Origin of the sequence: Limnohabitans sp. 2KL-27 (genome assembly GCF_001269345.1) — a bacterium.
Classification (GTDB): domain Bacteria; phylum Pseudomonadota; class Gammaproteobacteria; order Burkholderiales; family Burkholderiaceae_C; genus Limnohabitans_A.
The window spans coordinates 229,270-254,228 of the sequence record NZ_CXOP01000001.1 but is presented as its reverse complement, the minus strand read 5'-3'; the positions used below and the strand labels follow the sequence as shown (position 1 = coordinate 254,228).

21 protein-coding genes are annotated in these 24,959 nt (G+C 60.5%); 10 read left to right on the top strand and 11 right to left on the bottom strand.

Annotated features, from left to right (window positions below):
- Nucleotides 1–69: 69 nt before the first annotated feature.
- Entirely contained in the window at nt 70–1,026 is a 957-nt protein-coding gene (locus LHAB_RS01215) for a Bug family tripartite tricarboxylate transporter substrate binding protein (protein ID WP_090043558.1), read from the top strand.
- Between the two features lie 85 nt (nt 1,027–1,111).
- Here LHAB_RS01215 and iaaH read toward each other — a convergent pair whose 3' ends face one another.
- The 5 genes from iaaH to gpmA all read right to left on the bottom strand — a co-directional run bounded on the left by iaaH (nt 1,112) and on the right by gpmA (nt 6,855).
- On the bottom strand, nt 1,112–2,623 hold the full coding sequence (iaaH, locus tag LHAB_RS01210) for an indoleacetamide hydrolase (protein WP_228763324.1): 1,512 nt from the start codon (nt 2,621–2,623) through the stop codon (nt 1,112–1,114).
- Between the two features lie 200 nt (nt 2,624–2,823).
- Nucleotides 2,824–3,558, bottom strand: a complete 735-nt coding sequence (locus LHAB_RS01205) for a response regulator transcription factor (RefSeq protein ID WP_090043557.1) — start codon at nt 3,556–3,558, stop codon at nt 2,824–2,826.
- 227 nt (nt 3,559–3,785) lie between these two features.
- Nucleotides 3,786–4,544: a HesA/MoeB/ThiF family protein gene (locus LHAB_RS01200; RefSeq protein ID WP_090043556.1), complete on the bottom strand. Its 759-nt coding sequence runs from the start codon at nt 4,542–4,544 to the stop codon at nt 3,786–3,788.
- Nucleotides 4,545–4,562: 18 nt separating this feature from the next.
- Entirely contained in the window at nt 4,563–6,014 is a 1,452-nt protein-coding gene (locus tag LHAB_RS01195; protein WP_090043555.1) for a S41 family peptidase, read from the bottom strand.
- A gap of 103 nt (nt 6,015–6,117) precedes the next feature.
- The gene (gene gpmA, locus LHAB_RS01190) at nt 6,118–6,855 is read right to left on the bottom strand and encodes a 2,3-diphosphoglycerate-dependent phosphoglycerate mutase (protein ID WP_090043554.1); all 738 of its coding nucleotides are present in this window, start codon (nt 6,853–6,855) and stop codon (nt 6,118–6,120) included.
- Nucleotides 6,856–6,968: 113 nt separating this feature from the next.
- Between gpmA and LHAB_RS01185 the strand changes: the two genes are divergently transcribed.
- From LHAB_RS01185 to LHAB_RS01170, 4 genes are all read left to right on the top strand, one after another.
- Entirely contained in the window at nt 6,969–7,370 is a 402-nt protein-coding gene (locus tag LHAB_RS01185; protein ID WP_090043553.1) for a rhodanese-like domain-containing protein, read from the top strand.
- A gap of 15 nt (nt 7,371–7,385) precedes the next feature.
- Entirely contained in the window at nt 7,386–7,646 is a 261-nt protein-coding gene (grxC, locus tag LHAB_RS01180; RefSeq protein ID WP_090043552.1) for a glutaredoxin 3, read from the top strand.
- 122 nt (nt 7,647–7,768) lie between these two features.
- Nucleotides 7,769–8,230 (top strand): protein-export chaperone SecB, encoded by a 462-nt coding sequence (secB, locus tag LHAB_RS01175; protein ID WP_090043551.1) that lies wholly within the window; start codon nt 7,769–7,771, stop codon nt 8,228–8,230.
- Between the two features lie 18 nt (nt 8,231–8,248).
- Nucleotides 8,249–9,250 carry an NAD(P)H-dependent glycerol-3-phosphate dehydrogenase gene (locus tag LHAB_RS01170; RefSeq protein ID WP_090043550.1) on the top strand — a complete coding sequence of 334 codons (1,002 nt, stop codon included), beginning with the start codon at nt 8,249–8,251 and terminating at the stop codon, nt 9,248–9,250.
- A gap of 4 nt (nt 9,251–9,254) precedes the next feature.
- On the opposite strand, the gene LHAB_RS01165 is transcribed toward LHAB_RS01170, so the two are convergent.
- The 4 genes from LHAB_RS01165 to metG all read right to left on the bottom strand — a co-directional run bounded on the left by LHAB_RS01165 (nt 9,255) and on the right by metG (nt 14,244).
- On the bottom strand, nt 9,255–10,112 hold the full coding sequence (locus LHAB_RS01165; protein WP_090043549.1) for a segregation and condensation protein A: 858 nt from the start codon (nt 10,110–10,112) through the stop codon (nt 9,255–9,257).
- A gap of 62 nt (nt 10,113–10,174) precedes the next feature.
- Nucleotides 10,175–10,381: a DUF3460 family protein gene (locus LHAB_RS01160; RefSeq protein WP_090043548.1), complete on the bottom strand. Its 207-nt coding sequence runs from the start codon at nt 10,379–10,381 to the stop codon at nt 10,175–10,177.
- Nucleotides 10,382–10,455: 74 nt separating this feature from the next.
- The gene (locus tag LHAB_RS01155) at nt 10,456–12,114 is read right to left on the bottom strand and encodes a SulP family inorganic anion transporter (RefSeq protein WP_090043547.1); all 1,659 of its coding nucleotides are present in this window, start codon (nt 12,112–12,114) and stop codon (nt 10,456–10,458) included.
- A 36-nt stretch (nt 12,115–12,150) separates the two neighbouring features.
- A complete protein-coding gene (gene metG / locus LHAB_RS01150; protein ID WP_090043546.1) occupies nt 12,151–14,244 on the bottom strand; it encodes a methionine--tRNA ligase in 2,094 nt (697 codons plus the stop codon).
- A gap of 86 nt (nt 14,245–14,330) precedes the next feature.
- Between metG and apbC the strand changes: the two genes are divergently transcribed.
- Complete coding sequence (apbC, locus tag LHAB_RS01145) at nt 14,331–15,419, top strand: iron-sulfur cluster carrier protein ApbC (protein ID WP_090043545.1); 1,089 nt, start codon at nt 14,331–14,333, stop codon at nt 15,417–15,419.
- Nucleotides 15,420–15,437: 18 nt separating this feature from the next.
- Here apbC and LHAB_RS01140 read toward each other — a convergent pair whose 3' ends face one another.
- Nucleotides 15,438–17,003, bottom strand: a complete 1,566-nt coding sequence (locus tag LHAB_RS01140) for a benzoate-CoA ligase family protein (protein ID WP_090043544.1) — start codon at nt 17,001–17,003, stop codon at nt 15,438–15,440.
- A gap of 130 nt (nt 17,004–17,133) precedes the next feature.
- Nucleotides 17,134–18,705: a 3,4-dehydroadipyl-CoA semialdehyde dehydrogenase gene (locus LHAB_RS01135; RefSeq protein WP_090043830.1), complete on the bottom strand. Its 1,572-nt coding sequence runs from the start codon at nt 18,703–18,705 to the stop codon at nt 17,134–17,136.
- A 208-nt stretch (nt 18,706–18,913) separates the two neighbouring features.
- On the opposite strand from LHAB_RS01135, the gene LHAB_RS01130 reads away from it, so the two are divergent.
- The 4 genes from LHAB_RS01130 to boxA all read left to right on the top strand — a co-directional run bounded on the left by LHAB_RS01130 (nt 18,914) and on the right by boxA (nt 24,955).
- On the top strand, nt 18,914–19,837 hold the full coding sequence (locus LHAB_RS01130) for a helix-turn-helix transcriptional regulator (RefSeq protein ID WP_090043543.1): 924 nt from the start codon (nt 18,914–18,916) through the stop codon (nt 19,835–19,837).
- A gap of 160 nt (nt 19,838–19,997) precedes the next feature.
- Complete coding sequence (boxC, locus tag LHAB_RS01125) at nt 19,998–21,656, top strand: 2,3-epoxybenzoyl-CoA dihydrolase (RefSeq protein ID WP_090043542.1); 1,659 nt, start codon at nt 19,998–20,000, stop codon at nt 21,654–21,656.
- Nucleotides 21,657–21,745: 89 nt separating this feature from the next.
- Nucleotides 21,746–23,173 (top strand): benzoyl-CoA 2,3-epoxidase subunit BoxB, encoded by a 1,428-nt coding sequence (gene boxB / locus LHAB_RS01120; protein WP_090043541.1) that lies wholly within the window; start codon nt 21,746–21,748, stop codon nt 23,171–23,173.
- A gap of 459 nt (nt 23,174–23,632) precedes the next feature.
- Nucleotides 23,633–24,955 (top strand): benzoyl-CoA 2,3-epoxidase subunit BoxA, encoded by a 1,323-nt coding sequence (boxA, locus tag LHAB_RS01115; RefSeq protein ID WP_090043540.1) that lies wholly within the window; start codon nt 23,633–23,635, stop codon nt 24,953–24,955.
- The last annotated feature ends 4 nt before the right edge of the window (nt 24,956–24,959 follow it).

Genomic DNA, 24,959 nt, shown 5'->3' with positions numbered 1-24,959 from the left:
TTCGCTACCGGCAGAAAACCCTAAAGTCCTCTGGTGTGTTTTTCAACTTTTGAATATCAAGGAAGCGCGATGAAAACGAAACTCTGGTTGGGCAGCATGTTGCTGTTGTTGTCTGGGTTGGCGCAAGCCAACGAGCCGGTCCCCCTCAAAGTGTTGGTGGGTTTTGGTGCTGGCGGCTCTGCCGATCTGGCCGCACGTCTGTTGGCCGAACGCCTCAAGGACGAATTGGGCCGCCCTGTGGTGGTCGAAAACCGCGTGGGGGCAGGTGGCCGCATCGCCGCTGAAGCCTTGAAGAATGCTGCGCCCAACGGGACCACGATCATGCTGGCACCGATTGTGGTGCCGGTGCTGGCGCCGCTGGTGTTCAAGAAACTCAACTACGACGTGCAAAAAGACCTTGCACCTGTGGCGCACATTGCCGACTTCCAGTTTGGTGTGTCGGTCAAGGCCGACAGCCCGATTCGCAGCATTGCGGACTTGGTGCCCGTGGTCAAAAAGAATCCCAAAACCGGCTCATTTGGCTCACCTGCCCCAGGCAGTTTGCCGCATTTCTTTGGCGTGATGATTGGCCAGAAGACGGGGCTCGATCTGACCCATGTGCCCTACAACGGCGGTGCGCAATTGATGACGGCCCTCATCGGCGATCAAGTGACCTTGGGCATTGACACCTTGGTCGACCAGGGCGAGATGCACCGCGCAGGCAAAAGCCGCATCCTGGCCACCTCAGGCCCTCAGCGCAATGCCTTGTTTCCGGATGTGCCCACGCTGCGCGAGTCAGGCTTCAAGGATTTGGTCGGCGTGGGCTGGTTTGCCCTGTTCGCGCCGGGCGGCATGGATTCCGCGCAGATCACCACTTTGAATGCCGCTGTGAACCGCGCGTTGAAAAACCCGGCGATTAAAGATCGTTTCACCAAAATGGGCTTAGAAATCGGCGGCGGTACCCCGCAAGACCTTCAGACATTGATCAGCTCAGAAACCGCTCGCTGGGCACCGGTTGTGAAGGCCTCTGGTTTTACGGCGGACTGAGCCAGATCTCCACAAAAAAGGCCAGGTGCTTTGAATGACACCCGGCCTTTTCTGGCGTTTCTGACCGGCTCAGGGCCGGTCTTGATCAGATTGCCGGTGCTTTGACCGACCCCCAAACCGCCTCGATGCCCATGCCAATGGCCAGCAGATTGCTGTCCGAGCCCAAGGGGCCGTCGATTTGCATGCCCACGGGCAAACCGCCTGCCGTCAAACCTGCCGGAATCGACACGCTGGGAATGCCAGCATTGGTGCAGGGGTCGGTGTTGCGGATGCAAGTGCCAAAGGTGTCTTTGTCTTTTTGCACCACACCGCCGACGGTGTAGCTGAGGTTTTTGGAGCCATTGGCGGCGTCGATCTTGGGCGCGGCCAAGAGGGTTGTTGGTAACAACACGCACTCCACACCTTGCGTGGCGAAATAGTCTTTGTAGAGTTTTTGCAAGGCTGGACGCTTGGTGGCCATGATGCCCAAATACGCATCGTGGAAAGCGGCTTCACTGAAGGGGCCTTGAATGGCGCCAAAGGCACCCGCCACATCCGGGCTGGCAAGTTGATCCGCCACTTCCTTGACGGTTTTGACAGGCGCGTTATTGGCCGACAAATAGGCCGGAATGGCGTGCACCGGCTCGTGCAAGGCAATCGGAAACGACATCTCCCCATTGAGTGCCATGATGCCCGCCAGATCGGCATCCACAAACACCACACCGGCAGCCGCCAGCTTTTTCTTGGCGTCATCGGCCACCGTCTTCACGCTGTCATCCAAGCCCGCCCAGAAGGTGGCAGGAATGCCGATTTTGAGGCCTTTGAGCGATTTGGCCACAGGCACATCGCCGCCTGCAATCACGGCATCCAACAAGGCCAAGTCGGCCACTGTGCGGGCCATGGGTCCCACCGTGTCGCGCGTGGTGCTGATGGGCAGGGCATCGTTGACGGTGTCGGGGTAGCGGCGGCCTTTGCCTTCGCCATCGCCCACCGAGGGACGGAAACCGGCCACACCACAGAAGGAGGCTGGCACGCGGGTTGACCCCCCCGTGTCTGTGCCCAGACCGGCCGGTGCAAATCTTGCGGCAATGGCTGCAGCCGTGCCCCCCGACGAGCCGCCAGGAATGCGGGTGCTGTCATAGGGATTTTTGCAGGGGCGTGCAGCGCCGCCAGATTGGTCTGTGCCCAGCGTGAAGTTGGTACTGGTGATGCCAAAAGCCCATTCGTGCAGATTGGATTTGCCCAGGACAATGGCGCCAGCATCGATTAACTTTTGAACGGAGGGTGCATTTTTGCTGGGCTGAAAATGGCGCAGCGAGGGTGTGCCCCCCGTGGTCTTCATGTCCTTGGTGTTGATGTTGTCCTTGACGACAATCGGCAAACCGGCCAAAGCACCGAGTTTTTTGCCGGCGGTACGGTCCGCATCGACCTGACGTGCCGCCGCCATGGCTTTGTCTTCATTCAGGTAAATCATGGCATTGAGGCTGCTGACAGCCTTGGCACGCGCAATCATGGCGGCCATATAGGTTTCGGCCTTGAGCTTGCCATTGCTGATGTCGCGAACCACTTGCGTCGCGGTCAATTCAGACAGCGCATCCTTCGTTTTGGCCTGTGCCATGTGGCCGCCGGCGGCCGTGAGGGCCAAGTCGCCCATGACGGCAGCTGCAGAGACGGCTGTGGTGTTTTTGAAAAATTGGCGTCGTGATGTATCCATGCTCATGTGGGTCTCCTGTGAGGTGTTGTCAACGCTGAAATGAGCGTTCACACCATGCTAAGAAAACCTTGGATGAGCCACCATCCTTGATTCGCAGGATACCTTCAGGGCCTGAGTTTGTGCACCAGTGCGGCCCGATTGCTCACACCGACTTTGCGAAATGCGTTTTCCAGGTGGGTGCGCACCGTGGTGGTGGAAATGTCCAACGCCCGGGCTATTTCCTTATCGGTCATGCCCAGCATGACGAGCCGTGCGGTGTCCTGCTCGCGCGTGGTCAGGCGTTGGGACAGGGTGTTGAGCGTCAAGACTTCGTGCTGCTTGGGTCTTTGCGCACGGGCCAGCGCCGTGACAAAAGCCGGCTGCAGCATGTCGAGCAAGCGCAGCTCGTCGGGTGTGAAGTTATCCCTGCGTTTGTCGCGCCAGATGCGCATGTCACCCAGGTTTTGCCCTTGGTGCCAGGCGTAAAGGTTCACACCCCAATACAAGCCATCCTTGTTCAGGAAGTCGTTGAAGAACTCGGTTTTCTTCAGCTCGTCAATTCCCAGCACATCGGTGGCACGCACGGCCACCTGGTAACGCTGCATGAGTGGCGTGATGGGGTCATGGAACTGGTAATAACTTTCATAGGCCCGCAGATTCATCGGGTCCATGTTGATCTGGATGGGCTGGGCAAAAATTTGGCTGTCGGGCTGCCAGACAAAGCTGGCGTAATACTGAGCCCCGACCAGCTGCATGACCAAGTCACCCATGATCTCGCGAATCTCGGTTTCTTCATGCGGCTCGGCCAGAGTTTGCATGATCTGGCCCAGTAGCGTCGCCTGTTTGGAGCTCAGGTACATGGTGTGCGTGTTTTTACGGAATGGCCTTTATGGATTACATACCGAATCGGCATGCTTGGAGGTCCGGGTTTGCCCCATCCTCTTTATTCAGGATGGGAGAGCTCTTTGAATAGGCGCCAACGGTTTGCATGCATTCGCGAGCAGGGGCTCGCTCCCACGAAGATTTCAGGGCGTCTGCGCTGTGGGAGGCCCCCCCTGCAGCCGAATGCTGGCTTGCTTGAGTCTGTTCAGCCTTGGCGGTGCGGTGCGCACACCAGGCAAGCCGGGTTGCGTTGCATGCGGATGTCGGTCCAAGACAGTTCGCGCCCATCGAGCATCAGCAAACGTCCGGCCATGTGGCTGCCCATGCCGCTCAGGATTTTGAGGGCTTCAGCCGCCTGCACCGTGCCGATGATGCCCACCAGCGGTGCGAACACGCCCATGGTGGCACAGCGGGTTTCTTCGGGCAGCTGCTCAGGCGGGAAAATGCAGGCGTAGCAGGGCGCTTCAGCCTGCGTGCTGTCAAATACCGAAACCTGGCCGTCCATGCGGATGGCCGCGCCTGAGACCAGCGGCTTGCGGTGCACCACACAGGCCAGGTTCACGGCCTGGCGGGTTTCAAAGTTGTCGCAGCAGTCGACCACCACATCGGCTTGCGCCACCAGCGTGTCCAGCAGGGCAGCCTCCGCGCGTTGGGTGATGGGGGTGACGCGCACATCGGGGTTGATCTGGGCGATGGCGGTTCGCACCGAGTCGGCTTTGGATTGGCCCACCCGGTCCAGCGTGTGGGCAATTTGGCGCTGTAAATTGGTGGCGTCCACCTCGTCGTGGTCGACCACGGTGATGTGGCCTACACCTGCACTGCCCAGATACAGGCTGACCGGAGAACCCAGCCCACCCGCACCGATGATGAGGGCGTGGGAGGCCAAGAGTTTTTCCTGGCCGTCGATGCCCAGTTCGTTGAGCAGGATGTGCCGCGAATAGCGCAGCAGCTGCGTGTCATCCATGCGCGTCACCTGTGGGGCTCAGTCGACTTTCTTTTCGATCTTGCGTTCGGCCAGCGTCGTGCTGGCCTTGACGGGCAGACCCTTGAGCTGGTTCAAGGCCTGGATCAACTGGAAATCCTTGTCCGAGCCGAACTCGGGCAAGCGGCGTTCGGCCACAGGCTTTTTGGACTCTTCTTCGAGTTTCTTGATCGCGTCTTCGCGGGCTTTCTCGCGGACCGGGTCTTTTTTCTCTTGGGCTTCCTTGCCATTGGACAGGTGTTTGTCCAGGTCCGCTTCGCGGGGGCGCAGGGCCGAGAAGACGTTGCCGTTTTCGGTTTCGTCCAGCATCACCTCCGGCACGATGCCTTTGGCTTGGATGGCGCGGCCATTGGGCGTGTAGTAGCGGGCCGTGGTGATTTTGAGGGCGGTGTCAGGACCCAGTTGGCGCACCGTTTGCACCGAGCCTTTGCCAAAAGTCTGGCTGCCCATGAGGGTGCCGCGCTTGTAGTCTTGCAGGGCGCCCGCCACGATCTCGCTGGCCGAGGCCGAGCCTTCGTTCACCAGCACCACCAAAGGCACTTTTTTCAGCGCACCACCCGTGGCCACCGTCATGCGGGTGATGGGGTCGTTGCTGCTGTTGCGACGCCAGAACTGGGGTGTCGCCTTGTAGATGGATTTGCTTTCTTCAAGCTGGCCATTGGTGGTGACCACCGTGACGTTTTCAGGCAAAAATGCGGCAGACAAGGCCACGGCCGCGTCCAGCAGACCCCCGGGATCGTTGCGCAGGTCGAGCACCAGGCCTTTGAGCTGGGGCTCTTGCTTGTACATCTCTTCGATCTTGCGGGCAAAGTCGTCCACCGTGCGTTCTTGGAACTGGGACACGCGAATCCAACCATAACCCGGCTCGACGATTTTGGATTTGACCGATTGGGTCTTGATCTCTTCGCGCACGATGGTCACCGGGAAGGTGCGGTTTTCGGACTTGCGGAAGATGGTCAGCAATACCTTGGTTTTGGGCTCGCCGCGCATGCGTTTGACCGCATCGTTCAAGCTCAGGCCTTTGACCGCGGTGTCATCGATTTTGGTGATCAGGTCGTTGGGCTTGAGGCCGGCCCGATCGGCCGGTGAGCCCTCAATGGGCGAGACGATCTTGACCAAACCGTCTTCCTGGCTGATCTCGATGCCCACGCCGACAAACTTGCCCGAGGTGCCTTCAGAAAATTCTTTGAAGGTTTTTTTGTCGAAATACTGGGAGTGGGGGTCCAGGCTGGCGACCATGCCGGAGATGGCTTCGGAGATCAGTTTTTTCTCATCCACGGGCTCAACGTAGTCGCTCTTGACCATGCCAAACACAGCGGCCAGCTGCTGCAGCTCTTCCAGCGGCAAGGGGGCCATGTTGCCGCGTGCCACGGTTTGCAGCGACACGGTGGTCAACGCACCGGCCAGTGCCCCAACGCTGAGCCAGCCCGCGATTTTGAGTTTTTGTCCCATGTGCTTGTGTGTTCCCCATCAGAAGCGAATCAATATACACCCGCCAGCAGGTGAGTTGGGTGACGGGGTGTAAATCCCCTGTCACGCCCGTGCAGATCAACCTTCAGGCTTTGCCTTGGCTGGCGACCGCGGCAGCGGCTTTGGCAGCAGCTTCGGCGTCACCCAGGTAGTAGTGGCGAATCGGCTTCAGGTTCTCGTCGAGCTCGTACACCAAGGGGATGCCGTTGGGGATGTTCACACCCACGATGTCCTGGTCAGAGATGCCGTCCAAGTACTTCATCAGGGCTCGGATCGAGTTGCCGTGCGCCACGATCAGCACGCGCTTGCCGGCCTTGATGCTGGGGGCGATGCTGTCATTCCAAGCAGGCAGCACGCGGGCCACGGTGTCTTTCAGGCATTCGGTCAGCGGCACGACATCGGGCTGGGGATAGCGGCGGTCGCTGCGCTCGCAGCGGGGGTCGGTCGCTTCCAGTGCCGGCGGCGGGGTGTCGTAGCTGCGACGCCAGACCAGCACCTGTTCGTCACCGTATTGCTTGGCCATGTCGGCTTTGTTCAGCCCCTGCAGTGCGCCATAGTGGCGCTCGTTCAGGCGGTAGTCATTGACCACCGGCAGCCAGGTGCGGTCCATCTCGTCCAGGGTGAACCAGAGGGTGAGGATGGCCCGCTTGAGCACCGAGGTGTAGCACAGGTCAAATTCCAAGCCTTCAGCCTTGAGCAATTTGCCCGCCGACATGGCTTGGCTCACGCCGGTGGGGGTCAGGTCCACATCGGTCCAGCCGGTGAATCGGTTTTCAAGGTTCCAAGTGGATTCGCCGTGGCGTATGAGGACGATTTTGTACATGTTGGGCAAGCAGCAGAGGCTGCGAAAAACAGAGGGAAAGTCCCTCATTTTAGAATCAGCACTTGGCGGCCCGCTGACGGGCCGGTATTTTGTGGTTTAAAAAGGTCTGATTCGTGAAATTTCTCCTCGACAACTGGATGCTCATCGCCATGGCCCTGGCCTCGGGATTGGCCTTGCTTCTTCCCACTTTGAACAAAGGCCAAGGCCTCAGCCCCCAGGACATGGTGCAGCTGATGAACCGCGAAAAAGCCATCGTCATCGACGTGTGCGAACCCGACGAATTCGCGCGCGGCCATGTGATGGGCGCCAAAAACCTGCCTTTGGGCCAGTTGGAAGACAAATTGGCCCAGCTCGTCAAGAGCAAATCGGCCCAGGTGGTCATGGTTTGCCAGGTGGGTGCGCGTTCGGCCCGCGCCGCTGCCACAGCCCGCAAGCTGGGCTTTGAAAATGTGAAATCCTTGGCCGGCGGCCTCAAAGCCTGGCAAGCCGCCAGCATGCCCGTCGAAAAAGCCTGAACCCAGAAAGCTCCCATGCAAAACGTCAAGATGTACACCACGGCTGTCTGCCCTTACTGCGTGCGTGCCAAGCAGTTGCTCAAAGCCAAAGGCGTCGAGCAGATCGAAGAAATCCGCATCGACCTGGACCCGGCCCAGCGCGACCACATGATGCAGATCACCGGTCGGCGGACCGTCCCGCAAATTTATGTGGGTGACACCCACGTGGGCGGCTGCGACGACCTGATGGCGCTGGACGCCAAAGGCGGCTTGGTGCCTTTGTTGCAAGCGGCCTGACAACCCTTGGGGTTTTCACAGGCAGGGCGATGTCCCCGGCCCACATGTGATCGCTGATAATTGACCCGTTTCATCCTTGGGCGGTCCCTTGTGGACTGCCCGTATTTTTTCAAGAGAATGTCATGACCGATACCGCCGTCAACGCCGAAGCCCAAGCCCCTGTTTTCCAGATTCAGCGCGTCTACCTCAAGGAGGCTTCGCTGGAGCAACCCAACTCCCCTGCCATCCTGATCGAGCAGCAGCAGCCCAGCGTGGACATCCAGCTGGGTGTGGAAGCCACTCCGGTGGCCGAAGGCGTGTTTGAAGTCTGTGTCACGGCCACCGTGCACACCAAGATCGCTGACAAGACGGTGTTCCTGGCCGAATGCAAGCAAGGCGGCATCTTTGAAATCCGCAACGTGCCCGAAGACCAGTTGGGCGCGATCATGGGCATTGCTTGCCCGCAAATCGTTTACCCCTACTTGCGCGGCAATGTGGCCGATCTGATCACCCGTGCGGGTTTCCCGCCTGTGCATTTGGCCGAAATCAACTTCCAGGCCATGTTCGAGCAGCAGCAGGCCCAAGCTGCCGCCACCCAGCAGTAAAACAACACCGCACCCGGCATGCAGATCACCTTCATCGGTGCAGGGGCCTGGGGCACCGCGTTGGCCATTGCCGCCAGCCAACAGCCCGCGACCCACCGGGTGGTTTTGCATGCGCGTGACGCTGCACAGGCCCTCACCCTGCAGCAGCAGCGCCGCAACGAGCGCTACCTGCCCGGCATCGAACTGCCGCAAGCGCTCGCCATCATTTCAGGCCCGCTGGACGCTCTGCTGCAGTCCGCCACGGCCGAAGACCTGTTCATCATTGCCACCCCCATGGCTGGCCTGCGCAGCACCTTGCTGGCGCTGCAGGACGTGCCCGCATCGGTGGCCTGGTTGTGCAAGGGCTTTGAGGCGGGCACAGGCCTCATGCCCCACGAAGTGCAGGCTGAGGTCGCCCCCCAACTGCGGGCAGGGGCGCTGAGCGGCCCCAGTTTTGCACAAGAGGTGGCCAGCACCCAACCCACCGCGCTGGTGGCGGCCAGCCCACACGCCTCGGTGCGTGATGCGCTGGTCAAGGCCTTTCATGGCGGGTCGCTGCGCGTGTACGCGAATGAAGACATCGTCGGTGTCGAGGTGGGCGGCGCTGTTAAAAACGTGCTGGCCATCGCCACGGGCCTGTGCGATGGCTTGCAGCTGGGGCTGAACGCCCGGGCCGCGCTCATCACCCGAGGCCTGGCTGAAATGACCCGCTTGGGTGTGGCGCTGGGCGCCAAGCCCGAAACATTCATGGGCTTGTCGGGCCTGGGTGATCTGGTGCTGACGGCCACAGGCGACCTGAGCCGCAACCGCAAAGTGGGTCTGCTGCTGGCACAAGGCCTGAGCTTGGCACAAGCCGTGACTTCGCTGGGCCATGTGGCCGAAGGCGTTTACAGCGCCCGCACCGTCTGGCAACGGGCCCAAAGTTTGGGGGTGGACATGCCCATCACCGAGGCCGTGGTGGCGCTGCTCGATGGCCGCTTGCAAGCCCGAGAGGCCGTTCAGGTCTTGATGGGGCGTGGGCCTCGGGGCGAGGCGGTTTGACCGATCAATTGGGCGTGTAAGCCAGCCGAACGTAAATCGGCGCAAAGGCTTCGGCTTGGGTGATCTCGATCAGGGTTTCCTTGGCCAGTTCCAGCAGGGCAATGAAGGTCACCACCAGCACCGGCACGCCCAAAGTGGGGTCGAACAGGTGTTCAAATTCGACAAATTTGCGCCCTTGCAGGTGCTTGAGCACGATGCTCATGTGCTCGCGCACGCTCAGTTCTTCCCGGCTGATCTTGTGGTGCTGCACCAGGTTGGCGCGTTTGAGGATGTCGCGCCAGGCTGTTTGCAGCTCGTCCATGCTGACGTCTGGAAAGCGCGGTTGCAGGCTTTGCTCGATGTAGACCTCGGCCTGCAAAAAATCACGGCCATATTGGGGCACGGCATTGAGCTGCATCGAAGCCAATTTCATTTGTTCGTATTCGAGCAGGCGGCGCACCAGTTCGGCACGCGGGTCTTCGGCTTCTTCGCCTTCGGCCACCTTTTTGGGGGGCAGCAGCATGCGCGATTTGATCTCGATCAGCATGGCCGCCATCAGCAGGTACTCGGCGGCGAGCTCCAAATTGCGCTGACGGATTTCATCGACATAGGCCAAATACTGGCGCGTGACACCCGCCATGGGGATGTCGAGGATGTTGAAGTTCTGCTTGCGGATCAAATAGAGCAGCAAGTCCAGCGGCCCTTCGAAGGCCTCCAGAAACACCTCCAGTGCATCCGGTGGGATGTACAGGTCGGTGGGCATAGAAAACAGCGGCTCGCCATACAACCTTGCCACGGCCACATGGTCCACCACCACCGGCATGGAGGCAGGCGTGTCCTGTCCCGCTGCGGGCAGCTCGGTGGGGTAGGAGGGCAAGGTCATGGGGGTCCCGTTGGAGGCGGAGTTTGCTCTGCGCGCGATCAGCGCCAAGTTCAGCGCCAGATTCAGGAGGCCTGGGTTTGGTAGACGTAGGGCTTTTGGGCCACGCGTGCGTTTTTGAAAGCCTGCTGCTCGTCACGGCTCAGCTGCTTGTCCCACAGCAGGGCGCGGCCCTGGCGTTGCTCGGCCTCCAACTCGGGGTGCTGCGCCTTGAGTTGCTCGATGAACTGGGTGGTGTCAGATGTGTAGTCAGGGCGGCGGAAAAAGGACATGGCAAGCTTTCAGGCGGATAACAAGAGAATCAGGGGATGGGGCCCAACAGGGCTGGATTTTAAGGGTTCGGCCATCACGACAGGCTGAGGGCCCGCTGGATGGCCGCAGGCAAGTCCGATTCCAGGGGGCCTTGCAGGTGATTGAGCAAGCCGCTGCGTCGGGCAATGTCCAGCGGTTGGTGCTGCAAACCGCAAACGATCAGCGTCACCTCTTTGCGGCGGCAGGTATCGATCAAGTTCATCAAAGCATCTGCACCCGATGAATCGATGTAAATCACGTTTTTGAGGTCCACCAACAATACTGGAGTGCTGATTTTGTCCTCGATGTCTTCGATCAACTTCACGGCACCGAAAAACAGGGCGCCATAAAGGCGCCAGGCTTGGATGGCGCCGTCTTGCCCAGCCAAGCCGGGATGGTCCAGTCGGCTGACCGCCTCGCAGCGGCTCAGGCTGGAGATGCGGTAGATGAAGGTCAGGCAGGCGGCGATCAGGCCCACTTCGACGGCCACCGTCAGGTCAAACACCACGGTCAGGAAAAACACCGCCAGCAAGGTGATGCGGTAGGGCATGCGGTACTGGCGCAGGTGCAAAAATTCGCGCCACTCGCCCATGTTCCAGGCGACAAACATCAAGATGGCTGCCAGCGCTGCCAGCGGAATGTGCCCGGCCAGCGGCGCTGCCACCAACACCACGGCCAGCAAGGTCAGCGCATGCACCATGCCCGAAATCGGGGTGGTGCCACCGCTTTTGATGTTGGTCACGGTCCGGGCAATGGTGCCGGTCGCCGGCATGCCGCCAAAAAATGGCGTGACAAAGTTGGCCACGCCCTGCGCCATCAGCTCTTGATTGGGGTTGTGGCGGTCGCCAATCATGCCGTCGGCGATGCGGGCGCACAGCAGCGATTCAATCGCCCCCAAAAGCGTCAGCGTCAAGGTGGGCATGAGCAAAAAGCGGGCGCTGTCCCAGCTGAAATCCGGCCAAACCAAACCAGGCATGGCCGAAGGAATGCCACCAAACTTGCTCCCGATCGTCTCCACAGGCAAAGACAGCAACCAAGTGGCCAGGGTGGCAAAAACCAGCGCAATGATGGAGCCGGGCACGATGCTGATGGCTTTCAAAGGGGTGTGCGCCAGCCGGCGGCTCATTCGCAACCAGCCCACCACCAGTGACAAAGAGGCCAAGGACAGCAGCAAGGCGGCCAGATTGGCTGTGTGCAGGTTTTGCCAGAGTGTGTTCAATATGCCAAAAAAATCCGCCGGCATGCTGACGACTTTGAGGCCCAGCAAGTCCTTGATTTGCGTCAGCATGATCAGCACCGCGATGCCGTTGGTGAAACCGATCACCACCGCCACCGGGATGAAGCGGATCAGTGTGCCCAGGCGGAACAAGCCCATCAAAAAGAGCAGCACCCCCGACATGGCGGTGGCCAAAATCAGATTGGCCAGGCCATAGCGCTCGACGATGCCATAGACGATGACGATGAAGGCACCGGCTGGGCCGCCGATTTGCACCCGGCTGCCCCCCAGTGCCGAGATCAGAAAGCCGGCGATGATGGCGGTGAACAGACCCGCCTCGGGTTTGAGGCCGGAGGCGATGGCAAAGGCCATGGCCAGCGGCAGGGCCACGACACCAACGGTGATGCCAGCGCCCACATCTTGGGTGAACAGTTGGCGGTTGTAGCCTTGCAGGCTGTCCAGCAGCCGGGGGCGAAACAAGTCGAAATGCCATTTCATGCGTTCAGGCCCCGGCTGTTTGGCTTGATGGACAGGTCAGTGAATCCGCATGCCGGGCTTGGCGCCAGGCCAGGGATGCAGCACGTAAATGCCCGCGTCCGTCTTGTTGTCGGCGTGGCTGGCGGCCAGCACCATGCCTTCAGACACACCAAACTTCATCTTGCGCGGGGCCAGGTTGGCCACCATCACCGTCAGTTTCCCGATCAGGTCTTCGGGCTTGTACATGCTGGCGATGCCCGAAAAGACGTTGCGCGTGCGGCCTTCGCCCACATCGAGCGTCAGGCGCAACAGCTTGACCGAGCCTTCCACGGGCTCGCAGTTGACGATTTGGGCAATGCGCAGGTCCACCTTGGCAAAGTCGTCTATGCCGATGGTGGGGGCGATCTCTTCGCCGCCGGGGATGACTTTTCCCTCCAGCACCGCAGGCGGCTCGAACAAAGCGTCGAGTTGTTCGGGGGTGACGCGCTGCATCAGGTGTTGGTAAGCGTTGATGGCGTGGCCCGCGCCGAGCAGGCTTTGCGCTTGGGTCAAGCTGAAGGGGGCGACGTTCAGGAACGATTCGACCTGCGCGGCCAGGGCGGGCAGCACGGGCTTGAGTTGCAGGGTCAGCAGGCGGAAGGCTTCGATGCAGGTGGTGCACACGTCGTGCAGACGGCCGTCCTGGCCGGCTTGCTTGGCCAGGTCCCAGGGTTTGTTTTGGTCCACATAGCTGTTGACTTTGTCCGTCAGCAGCATGATCTCGCGCAGGGCTTTGCCGTATTCGCGCTCTTCGTAAAAGCCCGCGATGGCAGGCGTGGCGCTTTGCAAGGCGGCCAGCAGGGCCTGGCCGTCGGCGCTGACAGCGCCCAGTTGACCGTCAAAACGCTTGGCAATGAAACCGGCTGAGCGCGAGGCGATGTTGATGAACTTGCCCACCAAGTCGCTGTTGACGCGGGCCATGAAGTCTTCGGCGTTGAAGTCGATGTCCTCGTTGCGCCCCGACAGCTTGGCCGCCAGGTAGTAGCGCAGCCACTCGGGGTTCATGCCCAGGCTCAGGTACTTGAGCGGGTCCAGACCCGTGCCCCGGCTCTTGCTCATTTTTTCGCCGTTGTTCACTGTCAAAAAGCCGTGCACGTTCACCTTGTTGGGTGTTTTGCGCCCAGAAAAGTGCAGCATCGCGGGCCAAAACAGGGTGTGGAAAGTGACGATGTCTTTGCCGATGAAATGGATCTGCTCCAGATTCGGGTTGGCCATGTAGGCGGCGTAGTCTTCGCCCCGCCGATCTAGCAGGTTTTTCAGCGATGCCAGATAGCCCACGGGCGCATCCAGCCAGACATAAAAGTACTTGCCCGGGGCGTCGGGGATCTCGATGCCGAAATAGGGCGCGTCGCGCGAAATGTCCCAGTCGCCCAGGCCTTCGCTGGTGGTGCCATCGGGGTTGGTGCGCACGCTGAACCACTCTTTGACCTTGTTGGCCACTTCGGGCTGGAGCTTGCCGTCTTGCGTCCATTGGCTCAAAAAGTCCACGCAGCGCGGGTCAGACAACTTGAAGAAAAAATGCTCTGAGGTTTTGAGCTCGGGCTTGGCGCCCGACAAGGCCGAAAACGGGTTGATCAGGTCAGTGGGTGCGTAGACCGCGCCGCACACCTCGCAGTTGTCGCCGTACTGGTCTTTGGCGTGGCACTTGGGGCACTCGCCTTTGATGAAGCGGTCGGGCAGGAACATGTTCTTTTGCGGGTCAAAGAACTGCTCGACGGCGCGCACTTCGATCAGCGAGCCACCATCGGCGGCCGAGATGTCGCGCAGGTCGCGGTAAATTTGGCGGGCCAATTCGTGGTTTTCTGCGGCGTCGGTGCTGTGCCAGTTGTCAAACGCGATGTGAAAACCGTCCAGATAAGGCTTGCGGCCCGCGGCGATGTCGGCCACGAACTGCTGGGGTGTCTTGCCCGCTTTTTCGGCGGCGATCATGATGGGCGCGCCGTGGGTGTCGTCGGCCCCGACAAAGTTGACCTGGCTGCCCTGCATGCGTTGGTAACGCACCCAGATGTCGGCCTGGATGTATTCCATGATGTGGCCGATGTGGAAGTTGCCGTTGGCGTAGGGCAGGGCGGTGGTGACAAAAAGCTGGCGGGGCGCGTTGGGGGCAGACATGGTGGGGCAGTTTGTAGGGGAATCGGTGATTTTAGGGTGTACCGCCCAGCTTGTCGGTAAACTCCGCCCCATTCTAGAAAGTGACCATGGCGACCACCGAACAACTCCTGCAGGCCCTGCAAGCCGTCATTGACCCGAACACGGGCAAAGATTTCGTTTCCACCAAAACCCTGAAAAACCTGCAAGTCGAAGGCGGCGATGTTTCTTTCGACGTGGAACTGGGCTACCCGGCCAAGAGCCAAATTCCCGGGATTCGCCAGGCCTTGATTGCTGCGGCCAAGGGCGTGGCAGGTGTGGCCAACGTGTCGGCCAACGTGACCAGCAAGATCACGGCGCACGCCGCCCAGCGCGGCGTGGCCCTGCTGCCGCAGGTCAAAAACATCGTGGCCGTGGCCTCGGGCAAGGGCGGCGTGGGCAAGAGCACCACCGCCGTCAACCTGGCGCTGGCGCTGGCCGCCGAGGGCGCCAAAGTGGGCTTGCTGGACGCCGACATTTACGGCCCCAGCCAGCCCATGATGATGGGCATTGAAGGCCGGCCTGAGAGCGAAGACGGGCAGACCATGGAGCCGATGGAAAACTACGGCGTACAGGTCATGTCCATCGGTTTTCTGGTCAGCCAGGACGAAGCCATGATCTGGCGCGGCCCCATGGCCACCCAAGCGCTCGAGCAACTGCTGCGCCAGACCAACTGGAAAGAGCTCGATTATTTGATCGTCGACATGCCCCCCGGCACCGGCGACATCCAACTCACACTGAGCCAGCGCGTGCCCATGACCGGCGCGGTGATCGTGACCACCCCGCAGGACATCGCTCTGTTGGACGCCAAAAAAGGCGTCAAGATGTTTGAAAAAGTCGGCGTGCCGATTTTGGGTTTGGTGGAAAACATGGCGGTGCACGTGTGCACCAATTGCGGCCATGTGGAGCACATCTTTGGGGCCGATGGCGGCAAAAAAATGGCGGCCGAATACGGCATGGACTACCTGGGCGCACTGCCTTTGGACATGCAAATTCGCCTGCAGGCCGACAGCGGCAAACCCACCGTGGTCTACGACCCCGACGGCGAAGTGGCCCAAATCTACAAGGCGGTGGCCCGCCAGGTGGCGGTGAAGATCGCGGCCAAGGCCAAGGACTTTTCGAGCAAGTTCCCGACCATCAAGGTCAGCAAAGACACTTGAGGCCCTGGGCCTGGCCCTTCAAGCGGTTTTGTTTTCCAAGTCACGCAGCCGAAAGCGCTGGATCTTGCCCGTGGCCGTCTTGGGCAGCTCGGCCACAAAGTCGATGAAGCGCGGGTATTTGTAAGGGGCCAGGCGCTCCTTGACGAAAGCCTTGACCTCCTCTTGTGTCAGGCTTTGGCCTGGTTTGAGCACGATGAAGGCCTTGGTCTTGGTCAGGCCGTCGGTGTCTTCCTTGCCAATCACGGCGGCTTCCAGGATGGCGGGGTGTTGCACCAGGGTGGACTCCACCTCAAAAGGCGAGACATAGATGCCGCTGACTTTGAGCATGTCGTCGTTGCGGCCCGCGTAGGTGTAGTAACCGTCTGGGTCGCGCGTGTATTTGTCACCGCTTTTGGTCCACACGCCTTGGAAGGTGTCGCGGGTTTTTTCGCGGTTGTTCCAGTACATCAAGGCGCTGCTGGGGCCCTGGATATAAAGGTCGCCAATCTCGTCGTGGCCGGTGACCACGCTGCCGTCTTCGTTGCGCAACTGCACCTCGTAGCCAGGCACAGCCTTGCCGGTGGTGCCATAGCGCACGTCGCCGGGGCGGTTGGACAAAAACACGTGCAGCATTTCGGTGGAACCAATGCCGTCGATGATGTCGCAGCCAAAGTGCGCCGACCAGCGTTCGGCGATGTCGCGCGGCAAGGCTTCTCCGGCCGACGAGCACAGGCGCAGTGCGACCTGGCTCTTGGCGGGCAGCTCGGGGTTGGCCAGCATGCCGCCGTAGCCGGTGGGCGCACCATAAAACACGGTGGGTTGGTGCTCGACCAGGCGTTTGAATGTGGCTTGCGGCGTGGGGCGCTCGGCCATCAGTACCACGGTGGCCCCGACGCTCAGCGGAAAGGTCAGGGCATTGCCCAGACCGTAGGCAAAGAAGAGCTTGGCGGCCGAGAACACGGTGTCGCTGTCTTGCAGGTTCAGCACCCCTTGGCCATACAGCTCGGCCGTCCAATACAAGTTGCCTTGGCTGTGCACGGTGCCCTTGGGTTTGCCGGTGGAGCCCGACGAATACAGCCAAAAAGCCGGTTCATCGGCCAGTGTTTGCGCGGGCAACACCGGGGTGTTTTGCGCCACAAAGTCGGTCATGTTGAATTGGCCTTGAGCCAGTGCTGTGGTTGGGCGTGAAACGACCACTTGGCGCACTTCGGTTTTGACCAGATCCATCGCCGCTTGCAGCGTGGGCAGCAAGGCGCCCGACACCAGTGCTGCTTGCGCCCGGCTGTTGCTCAGCATGAAGGCATAGTCTTCGGCCGTCAGCAAGGTGTTGACCGCCACCGGCACCACGCCTGCATACAGTGCGCCCAGAAAAGCCACCACCCAGTCGCTGCTGTCTTGCATGAGGAGCAGCACGCGTTCTTCGCGCCGTATGCCCATGGCTTGAAGACCGCCTGCAAAGCGGCGGATCTGCTCGGTCAGTTCACCATAGGTCAATGTGCCCACATCGTCGATCAGGGCGGTTTTGGCCGCACGGCCAGCGTTGGTGGCGATCAGGTGTTGGGCAAAGTTGAAGTGGGTGCTGGGGGCGGTCACAGTGCGTGTCATTTTTTGTCTCCTCGGGGTGTCCAGTGTGGTGAAAATGTGGTTTTGCGTGTCAGGTTTTTGTGGGAGGTCGCCCCTGCGACCGAATGCTCAATGAACCCACATTCGACTGCAGGAGCAGCTTCCTTCAGGGTCACAGGGGCAAGGCTGCGCCTTGAGCCGCCAGCGCATCCAGCGCCAGCGAGCTGCCCTGCACGGCTGTCCGACAGTGGTAGAAGTTGAGCGCCCTGAGGCCGCCCAATTCTTCGCCACCTCCGGCGCGGCCGGGGCCGCCGTGCAGGCTCATGGGCATCACGTTGCCGTGGCCGCTGTGCAGGGCCGCCACGTCGGGCGAAATCGCATGCACCCGGCCATGGCTGCTGGCCAGTTCGACCGAGGCCTGTGCGGTGAAGAGGTGGTCTTCGCTGTAGACCGAACACACCAGCGAGCCTTCGCCGCGGCGGATCATGGCGTAGGCCTCTTCGATGCTGTCGTAAGGCATCAGGGTGGACACGGGGCCAAACACCTCGACCGCATGCAAGACCTTGGCCGTCATGGGCGACTCGGTGCCCAGCAGCACCGGGGCCACGCAAGCGCTCGATGCGTCGGCGTCCACCAGGCCAGCTGCGTTGCCATCGAACAACACGGTGGCTTCGGTTTTGAGCTGGGCCAGGCCCGCCAGCACGCTGGCTTTTTGTTCCTGGCTCACCAATGAGCCCATGCGCACGGTCTCATTGCGCGGGTTGCCCACGGTGGTTTTGGCCAAGCGTGCGCCAATGGCCTCTGAAGCGGCTTTGTACAAGGCACGCGGCACAAAAATGCGGCGGATTGCGGTGCATTTCTGGCCCGATTTGACGGTCATCTCGCGGGCGACTTCGGTCACCAGCAGCTTGAAGGCTTCGCTGTCTGCGGTCGCGGCGGGCGAGAGCAGGGCGCTGTTGAGGCTGTCGGCTTCGATGTTGCAACGCACCGACAACTCGGTCACGGCGCGGTGGCTGCGGATGATTTGGCCTGTCTCGGCCGAGCCGGTGAAGCTGACCACGTCAAAGGCCTGTAACTGGTCCATCAGGCCAGCGGACGAGCCGCAAATGACCGAGAGCGCGCCCACAGGCAGCACACCCGCGTCGACCACGTCTTTCACCATGCGCTGGGTCAACCAAGCGGTGGCGGTGGCAGGCTTGATGATGACGGGCACGCCCGCGAGCAGGGCTGGGGCGGCTTTTTCCCACAAGCCCCAGCTGGGGAAGTTGAAAGCGTTGATGAACAGCGCCACGCCGCGAGTGGGCACCTGGATGTGCTGGGTCTGAAAGGCTGGGTCTTTGGCCATGCGGATGCGTTGGCCGTCCAGCAGCAGAGTGGCGTCGCCCAGGGCCGCGCCTTGTTTGGCGTAGTAGCCCAGGGTGAAGATGGCACCGTCGATGTCCACACCCGAGTCCTTGGCCACGGTGCCGCTGTTGGCGGTGGCGATCTCATAGTAGGCATCGCGGTGGGCTTGCAGCACTTCGGTGATTTTCGTCAGGAGGGCTGCGCGCTGGCCGTAGCTCAAGGCGCGCAGGGCCGCACCGCCTTGTTCGCGAGCAAAGGCAAAGCCCTCGGCCAAGTCGATGCCCGAGCTGGACACACGAGCCAGTTCGGTGCCCAGCACCGGATCAAACATCGGCGTGCCTGCGCCGGAGCCGGTTTGCCAGCGGCCTGCGAAAAAGTTGGGGAGCAAAGCGGTGGTCATGTGCAAGTTCTTTCCGGGTGCGCCCTGAGGCGCTTTGTGGGTGTTGACATGCCGTGGCATGCAACAAAAAACTGTTCCCAGGGTTCAGTTGGCGGTATAAACACGGATTGATGCATTATTTTGCGTGTTCGTGAGTATGCATTAAAGTGCATGTTTTGTGTTTGTTGAAATTAAAGGGTTTTCCCTAATCAATGGGAGAAAGTTGAGCATGGCATCACAAGAGGAATCGGTGCAGGTGGAGACAAACGCGCAGGACGCAGACAGCAAGCGCAGCCCGTTTTTGGAATCGCTGGGCGAGCGGGTGCGCACACTGCGCTCGCGCAAGGGCATGACGCGCCGCGCTGTGGCGGTGGCGGCCGATGTGTCTGAGCGGCATTTGGCCAATCTGGAATACGGCACGGGCAATGTGTCGGTCTTGGTGCTGTTGCAAGTGGCCAATGCTTTGCAATGCTCGCTGGCCGAGTTGCTGGGTGACGTGACCACCACCTCGCCCGAGTGGCTGCTGATCCGCGAGTTATTGGGAAAGCGCAGTGAGGCCGATTTGCGCCGGGCCCGTGTGCAACTGAGCGAGATGTTTGGCGAAGGTGGCAATGCGCAAGAACGCAAAAACCGCATCGCCCTGATCGGTTTGCGTGGCGCTGGAAAAACCGCGCTGGGCCAGCGCCTGGCCGACGATCTGGGCTTTCCCTTCATTGAGCTGAGCCGCGAGATCGAGCAGTTTGCCGGTTGCCAGATCAGCGAGATCCACAACCTCTATGGCGCCAACGCCTACCGCCGTTACGAGCGCCGTGCACTCGAAGAGTCGATCCAGATTTACCCCGAAGCGGTCATCGCCACGCCGGGCGGCCTGGTGTCGGATTCGGCCAACTTCAATTTGCTGCTCTCGCACTGCACCACCGTGTGGCTGCAAGCCGATGCGTCCGACCACATGGGCCGCGTGGCGGCACAGGGCGACATGCGCCCCATGGCCGGCAGCCGCGAAGCCATGGAAGACCTCAAGCGCATTCTGGAAGGGCGAGCGGCCTTCTATTCCAAGGCGGACATGGCTATCAACACCAGTGGGCGGAATGAAGACCAGGCCTTTGCGGCCTTGCGTACTTCGGTTCGCCAGCATTTGACGCTGCCGAATTGAAGCGTGGAAGAAAAATGCATTTCCTAGGGTAAATACTTAGTAAATGCATTAAAGTGCATGTTGCGGGACCGAATAACCTGCAATAAAATTCAATGCAACATGCACTGAAATGCATTTTTGACCGAAATCAAGACCCACCTTCTTCAACGGAGACACCCACATGACGCAAGCTTTCCAGGTTGACTACCAAACCAACCCTTCTCAATACAAGCACATCAACCTGGCTTTTGATGGCGAGATTGCGACCTTGTCGATCAATATCAACGAAGACGCCGGCATCCGCCCTGGCTACAAGCTCAAGCTCAACAGCTATGACCTGGGTGTGGACATCGAACTGCACGACGCGCTGCAACGCATCCGTTTCGAGCACCCCGAAGTGCGCACGGTGGTGGTGACCAGTTTGAAGGACCGCGTGTTCTGCTCCGGTGCCAACATCTTCATGCTGGGTGTGTCCACCCACGGCTGGAAAGTGAACTTCTGCAAGTTTACCAATGAAACCCGCAACGGCATTGAAGACTCCAGCAAGCACGACGGCCTGAAATTCGTCGCTGCCTTGAATGGTGCCTGCGCTGGCGGCGGCTACGAGCTGGCCCTGGCTTGCGACGACATCGTGCTGGTGGACGACCGCTCCAGCGCCGTGTCGCTGCCCGAAGTCCCCCTGCTCGGCGTCTTGCCCGGCACCGGTGGCCTGACCCGCGTGACCGACAAGCGCCATGTGCGCCACGACCTGGCCGACATCTTCTGCACCAGCGTGGAAGGCGTTCGCGGTCAAAAAGCCGTGGACTGGCGTCTGGTCGATGCGATCGCCAAGCCTGCTGTGTTCAAGGAAGCCGTGCAAACCCGTGCCAAAAAACTGGCTGCCGGCAGCATTCGCACCGCAGGCGTCAAAGGCGTTGAATTGACCCCCCTGAACCGCAGCATTGCGGCCGATGCCCTGACTTACACCAACGTCACCGTGGAAATCGACCGCGCCAAGCGCATCGCCACCTTCACCGTCAAGGCCCCCGCCACAGCGCAGCCCACCGACATCGCCGGCATCGAAGCCGCCGGCGTGAACTGGTGGCCGCTGCAGATGGTGCGCGAACTCGACGACGCCATCTTGCACATGCGCACCAACGAACTCGACATCGGCACTTGGGTACTCAAAACATCGGGCGATGCCGCCGCCGTGTTGGCGTCTGACGCGACCTTGCTGGCCCACAAAGACCACTGGTTGGTGCGCGAAACTATAGGCCACCTGCGCCGCACACTGGCGCGCATGGACGTGTCTTCGCGCAGCCTGTTCGCCCTGATCGAAGAGGGGACATGCTTTGTCGGCACACTCGCCGAGCTGGCTTTCTGCGCCGACCGCGCATACATGCTGGCTTTGCCTGACGATGCCGCCAAGGCCCCCAAAATCCAATTGAGCGAGATGAATTTCGGCTTTTTCCCCATGGTCAACGACCAGACCCGCCTTCAGCGCCGCTTTTATGAAGAAGTGCCTGCCATGGAAGCCGCTCGCGGCGCCATTGGCCAAGCACTCGATGCCGACGCCGCTCTGGCCCTGGGCCTGGTCACGGCTGCACCGGACGACATCGATTGGTCCGACGAGATCCGTCTGGCCTTGGAAGAGCGTTCGTCCATGTCGCCGGACGCCCTGACCGGTTTGGAAGCCAACCTGCGTTTTGCCCAAAAGGAAAACATGGCCACCCGCATTTTCGGTCGTTTGACCGCATGGCAGAACTGGATCTTCCAGCGCCCCAACGCCGTCGGCGAAAAAGGTGCCCTGAAGGTCTACGGCAAGGGCGAAAAAGTCCAGTTCGACATGAACCGCGTTTGATGTTTTTGCGTTGTGCTGCGTGGTGCCCGGTGGTCCGCGCTGCAACCGAAATTTGACCCCACCGTTGCTTTTCATTTCTGGAGACTCTCATGTCCGGTATCAACTACAGCGAAAAAATCCCCAACAACGTCAACCTGAGCGAAGACCGCACGCTGCAACGTGCCTTGGAGCAGTGGCAGCCCAACTTCATCAACTGGTGGGACGACATGGGCCCCGAAGGCTCCACCGACATGGACGTGTACCTGCGTACCGCCGTGAGCGTGGACCCACAAGGCTGGGCCCAGTTTGGCCACGTCAAAATGCGCGACTACCGTTGGGGGGTGTTTCTGAACCCTGGCGAGCAAGACCGCAAGATTCACTTTGGTGACCACATTGGCGAAAAAGCCTGGCAAGACGTGCCTGGCGAACACCGCGCCAACCTGCGCCGCATCATCGTCACACAAGGTGACACCGAACCCGCATCGGTGGAGCAGCAGCGCCACCTGGGCCTGACAGCCCCCAGCATGTACGACCTGCGCAACCTGTTCCAGATCAACGTCGAAGAAGGCCGCCACCTGTGGGCCATGGTGTACCTGTTGCACAAATACTTCGGCAAGGACGGCCGTGAAGAAGCCGACGCCCTGCTGCAACGCAACAGCGGCAACGAAGACAACCCCCGCATCTTGCAGGCCTTCAACGAGAAGACCCCCGACTGGTTGTCCTTCTTCATGTTCACCTACTTCACCGACCGCGACGGCAAGTTCCAGCTGTGCGCTCTGGCCGAGTCGGCTTTCGACCCCCTGGCCCGCACCACCAAGTTCATGCTGACCGAAGAGGCGCACCACATGTTTGTGGGCGAGTCCGGCGTGAGTCGCACCATCCAGCGCACGGTGGACGTGATGAACCAGCTCAAGACCGACGACGTGGGCAAGTTGCGTGCCGCCGGCGTGATCGACCTGCCCACCATCCAGCGCTACATCAACTTCCATTTCTCGGTGACCATCGACCTGTTTGGCGCCGACCAGTCGTCCAACGCCGCCACTTTCTACAGCTCGGGCTTGAAGGGCCGTTACGAAGAGGGCAAACGTGGTGATGACCACGTGCTCAAGGGCAACAGCTACAAGATCTTGTCGGTCGAAGACGGCAAACTGGTCGAAAAAGAAGTGCCGATGCTCAACGCATTGAACGAAGTGCTGCGCGACGACTACATCACCGACTCCAAAGGCGGCATCGACCGCTGGAACCGCGTGATCAGCAAGGCCGGCATTCCTTTCACCTTGACGGCGCCGCACAAGGCTTTCCACCGCAACATCGGTTCTTTGTCTGGTGCCAAGATCACGCCCGATGGCCGTGTGGTGACCGACGCCGAGTGGATGGCCCAAGTGGGCGAGTGGTTGCCCACCAACGAAGACCGCGCTTATGTGGCCAGCCTGATGGGTCGCTGCGTTGAGCCCGGCAAGTTCGCCAACTGGATCGCGCCACCCGTCATGGGCATCAACCGTCAACCTGTGGACTTTGATTACGTCCGCTTCAATTGATTGATCTTCCGATTTGACTGCTGTCTCTGTTTCGTTACGGGGGCGGCAGTTGACAGAGGAAGGGGCGGGTTCCTCATACTGGGGTACCAGAAATCGTCACCCGCCCCGTCCCCTGTCAACTGCATGGTGTTTGTTGAGCGTCTGTTGGTGGCTGTGTGGCTGGTCGTTTCTATGTTCTGCATTGATTGGAGGCGGTCATCGAAAGGGCAAGGGGCGGGTTCCTCATGACGGGGTACCGAAAATCGTCACCCGCCCCTTGCCCTTTCAATGACATGGGTGTGCTGAGCGATCAGGGTCCCAGTAGACTCTGAGCGTTGAAGCAGGCTCAGAGCGACGGAATGGCTTGGGGCCGGGCACCGATTTTCCGGTACTCCGTATGAGGTGCCCGGCCCCAAGCCATTCCGTTGCGGACCTCGCAGACCACAGACATAAAACACCAAATATAAGAAAGTCAAAGACATGAGCACCGAAGCCACGCTGATCAAACAACACCTGATCGACCCGGAAATTTGCATCCGCTGCAACACCTGCGAAGCCATCTGTCCTGTGGGAGCGATCACGCACGACTCACTCAACTACGTCGTCAAGGCCGACATCTGCAACGGTTGCATGGACTGCATCTCGCCATGCCCCACAGGCTCGATTGACAACTGGCGCATGGTGCCCAAGGCCAAGGCCTACAGCATCGAAGAACAACTCAAGTGGTTCGACCTGCCCGCTGAACTGAGCGCCGAAGAATTGGCCGAAGCAACAGGTGACACGGGTGGCGATGCCGGTCTGGCACAGCAAGAAGCCCAAGCTGCCGTGCAAGCTGCAGCATCGTCTTCGTCGGCCGTCAGTACCGCCGCAGCCTCGGGATTTAACTCGGCCCAGTTCGGCGCGACCATCCCCCCTTGGTCTGCGGCCCACGCCTACACCAACCTGTATGGACCTAAGGCACAAGACAAAACCATCACCGCTACCGTGACCGGTAACTTGCGTGTGACCGAAGTGGGCAAACTCGATGGTCAGCAAGACTACGACACCCACCACATCGTGCTGGACTTCGGCAGCCTGCCTTTCCCGGTGCTCGAAGGCCAGTCGATCGGCATCATTCCGCCCGGGATGGATGCCAACGGTAAACCCCACCATGCCCGCCAGTACTCGATCGCCAGCCCCCGCAATGGCGAGCGCCCCGGCCACAACAACCTGTCGCTGACCATCAAGCGCGTGCTTGAAGACCACGACGGAAAACCCGTGCGTGGCGTGGCCTCCAACTTCATGTGCGATCTGAATGTGGGTGAAAAAGTGCAGGTGATTGGACCGTTTGGCGCGAGCTTCCTCATGCCCAACCACCCCAAGAGCAACATCGTCATGATCTGCACCGGCACGGGCTCGGCCCCCATGCGCGCCATGACCGAATGGCGTCGCCGCCTGCGCGCCAGCGGCAAGTTCGAGGGCGGCAAACTCATGCTGTTTTTTGGGGCCCGCACGCCTGCTGAATTGCCGTACTTTGGTCCGCTGAACAACCTGCCCAAAGATTTCATCGACACCGAGTTCGCGTTCTCGCGCGAGGTGGGCAAGCCCAAGCGTTATGTGCAAGACGCCATGCGCGAGCGCGCGGCCGACATCGCGGCCCAGCTCAAGGACCCCAACACCTGTTTTTATGTGTGCGGCCTCAAGAGCATGGAAGAGGGCGTGGTCATGGCCTTGCGAGACATCGCACAGAACGCCGGGCTCGATTGGGATACTGTGGGCGCTGCGCTCAAAAAAGAAGGCCGTTTGCACCTCGAAACCTACTGAACAA

Coding starts and splice junctions, on each gene's coding strand:
- boxA (WP_090043540.1), top strand. CDS start 23,633: ATGAGCACCGAAGCCACGCTGATCAAACAACACCTGATCGACCCGGAA.
- LHAB_RS01155 (WP_090043547.1), bottom strand. CDS start 12,114: ATGAAATGGCATTTCGACTTGTTTCGCCCCCGGCTGCTGGACAGCCTG.
- LHAB_RS01140 (WP_090043544.1), bottom strand. CDS start 17,003: ATGACACGCACTGTGACCGCCCCCAGCACCCACTTCAACTTTGCCCAA.
- LHAB_RS01200 (WP_090043556.1), bottom strand. CDS start 4,544: ATGGATGACACGCAGCTGCTGCGCTATTCGCGGCACATCCTGCTCAAC.
- secB (WP_090043551.1), top strand. CDS start 7,769: ATGACCGATACCGCCGTCAACGCCGAAGCCCAAGCCCCTGTTTTCCAG.
- iaaH (WP_228763324.1), bottom strand. CDS start 2,623: ATGGCACAGGCCAAAACGAAGGATGCGCTGTCTGAATTGACCGCGACG.
- LHAB_RS01215 (WP_090043558.1), top strand. CDS start 70: ATGAAAACGAAACTCTGGTTGGGCAGCATGTTGCTGTTGTTGTCTGGG.
- LHAB_RS01160 (WP_090043548.1), bottom strand. CDS start 10,381: ATGTCCTTTTTCCGCCGCCCTGACTACACATCTGACACCACCCAGTTC.
- grxC (WP_090043552.1), top strand. CDS start 7,386: ATGCAAAACGTCAAGATGTACACCACGGCTGTCTGCCCTTACTGCGTG.
- LHAB_RS01165 (WP_090043549.1), bottom strand. CDS start 10,112: ATGACCTTGCCCTCCTACCCCACCGAGCTGCCCGCAGCGGGACAGGAC.
- LHAB_RS01170 (WP_090043550.1), top strand. CDS start 8,249: ATGCAGATCACCTTCATCGGTGCAGGGGCCTGGGGCACCGCGTTGGCC.
- boxB (WP_090043541.1), top strand. CDS start 21,746: ATGTCCGGTATCAACTACAGCGAAAAAATCCCCAACAACGTCAACCTG.
- gpmA (WP_090043554.1), bottom strand. CDS start 6,855: ATGTACAAAATCGTCCTCATACGCCACGGCGAATCCACTTGGAACCTT.
- apbC (WP_090043545.1), top strand. CDS start 14,331: ATGGCGACCACCGAACAACTCCTGCAGGCCCTGCAAGCCGTCATTGAC.
- boxC (WP_090043542.1), top strand. CDS start 19,998: ATGACGCAAGCTTTCCAGGTTGACTACCAAACCAACCCTTCTCAATAC.
- LHAB_RS01130 (WP_090043543.1), top strand. CDS start 18,914: ATGGCATCACAAGAGGAATCGGTGCAGGTGGAGACAAACGCGCAGGAC.
- LHAB_RS01205 (WP_090043557.1), bottom strand. CDS start 3,558: ATGTACCTGAGCTCCAAACAGGCGACGCTACTGGGCCAGATCATGCAA.
- LHAB_RS01135 (WP_090043830.1), bottom strand. CDS start 18,705: ATGACCACCGCTTTGCTCCCCAACTTTTTCGCAGGCCGCTGGCAAACC.
- metG (WP_090043546.1), bottom strand. CDS start 14,244: ATGTCTGCCCCCAACGCGCCCCGCCAGCTTTTTGTCACCACCGCCCTG.
- LHAB_RS01195 (WP_090043555.1), bottom strand. CDS start 6,014: ATGGGACAAAAACTCAAAATCGCGGGCTGGCTCAGCGTTGGGGCACTG.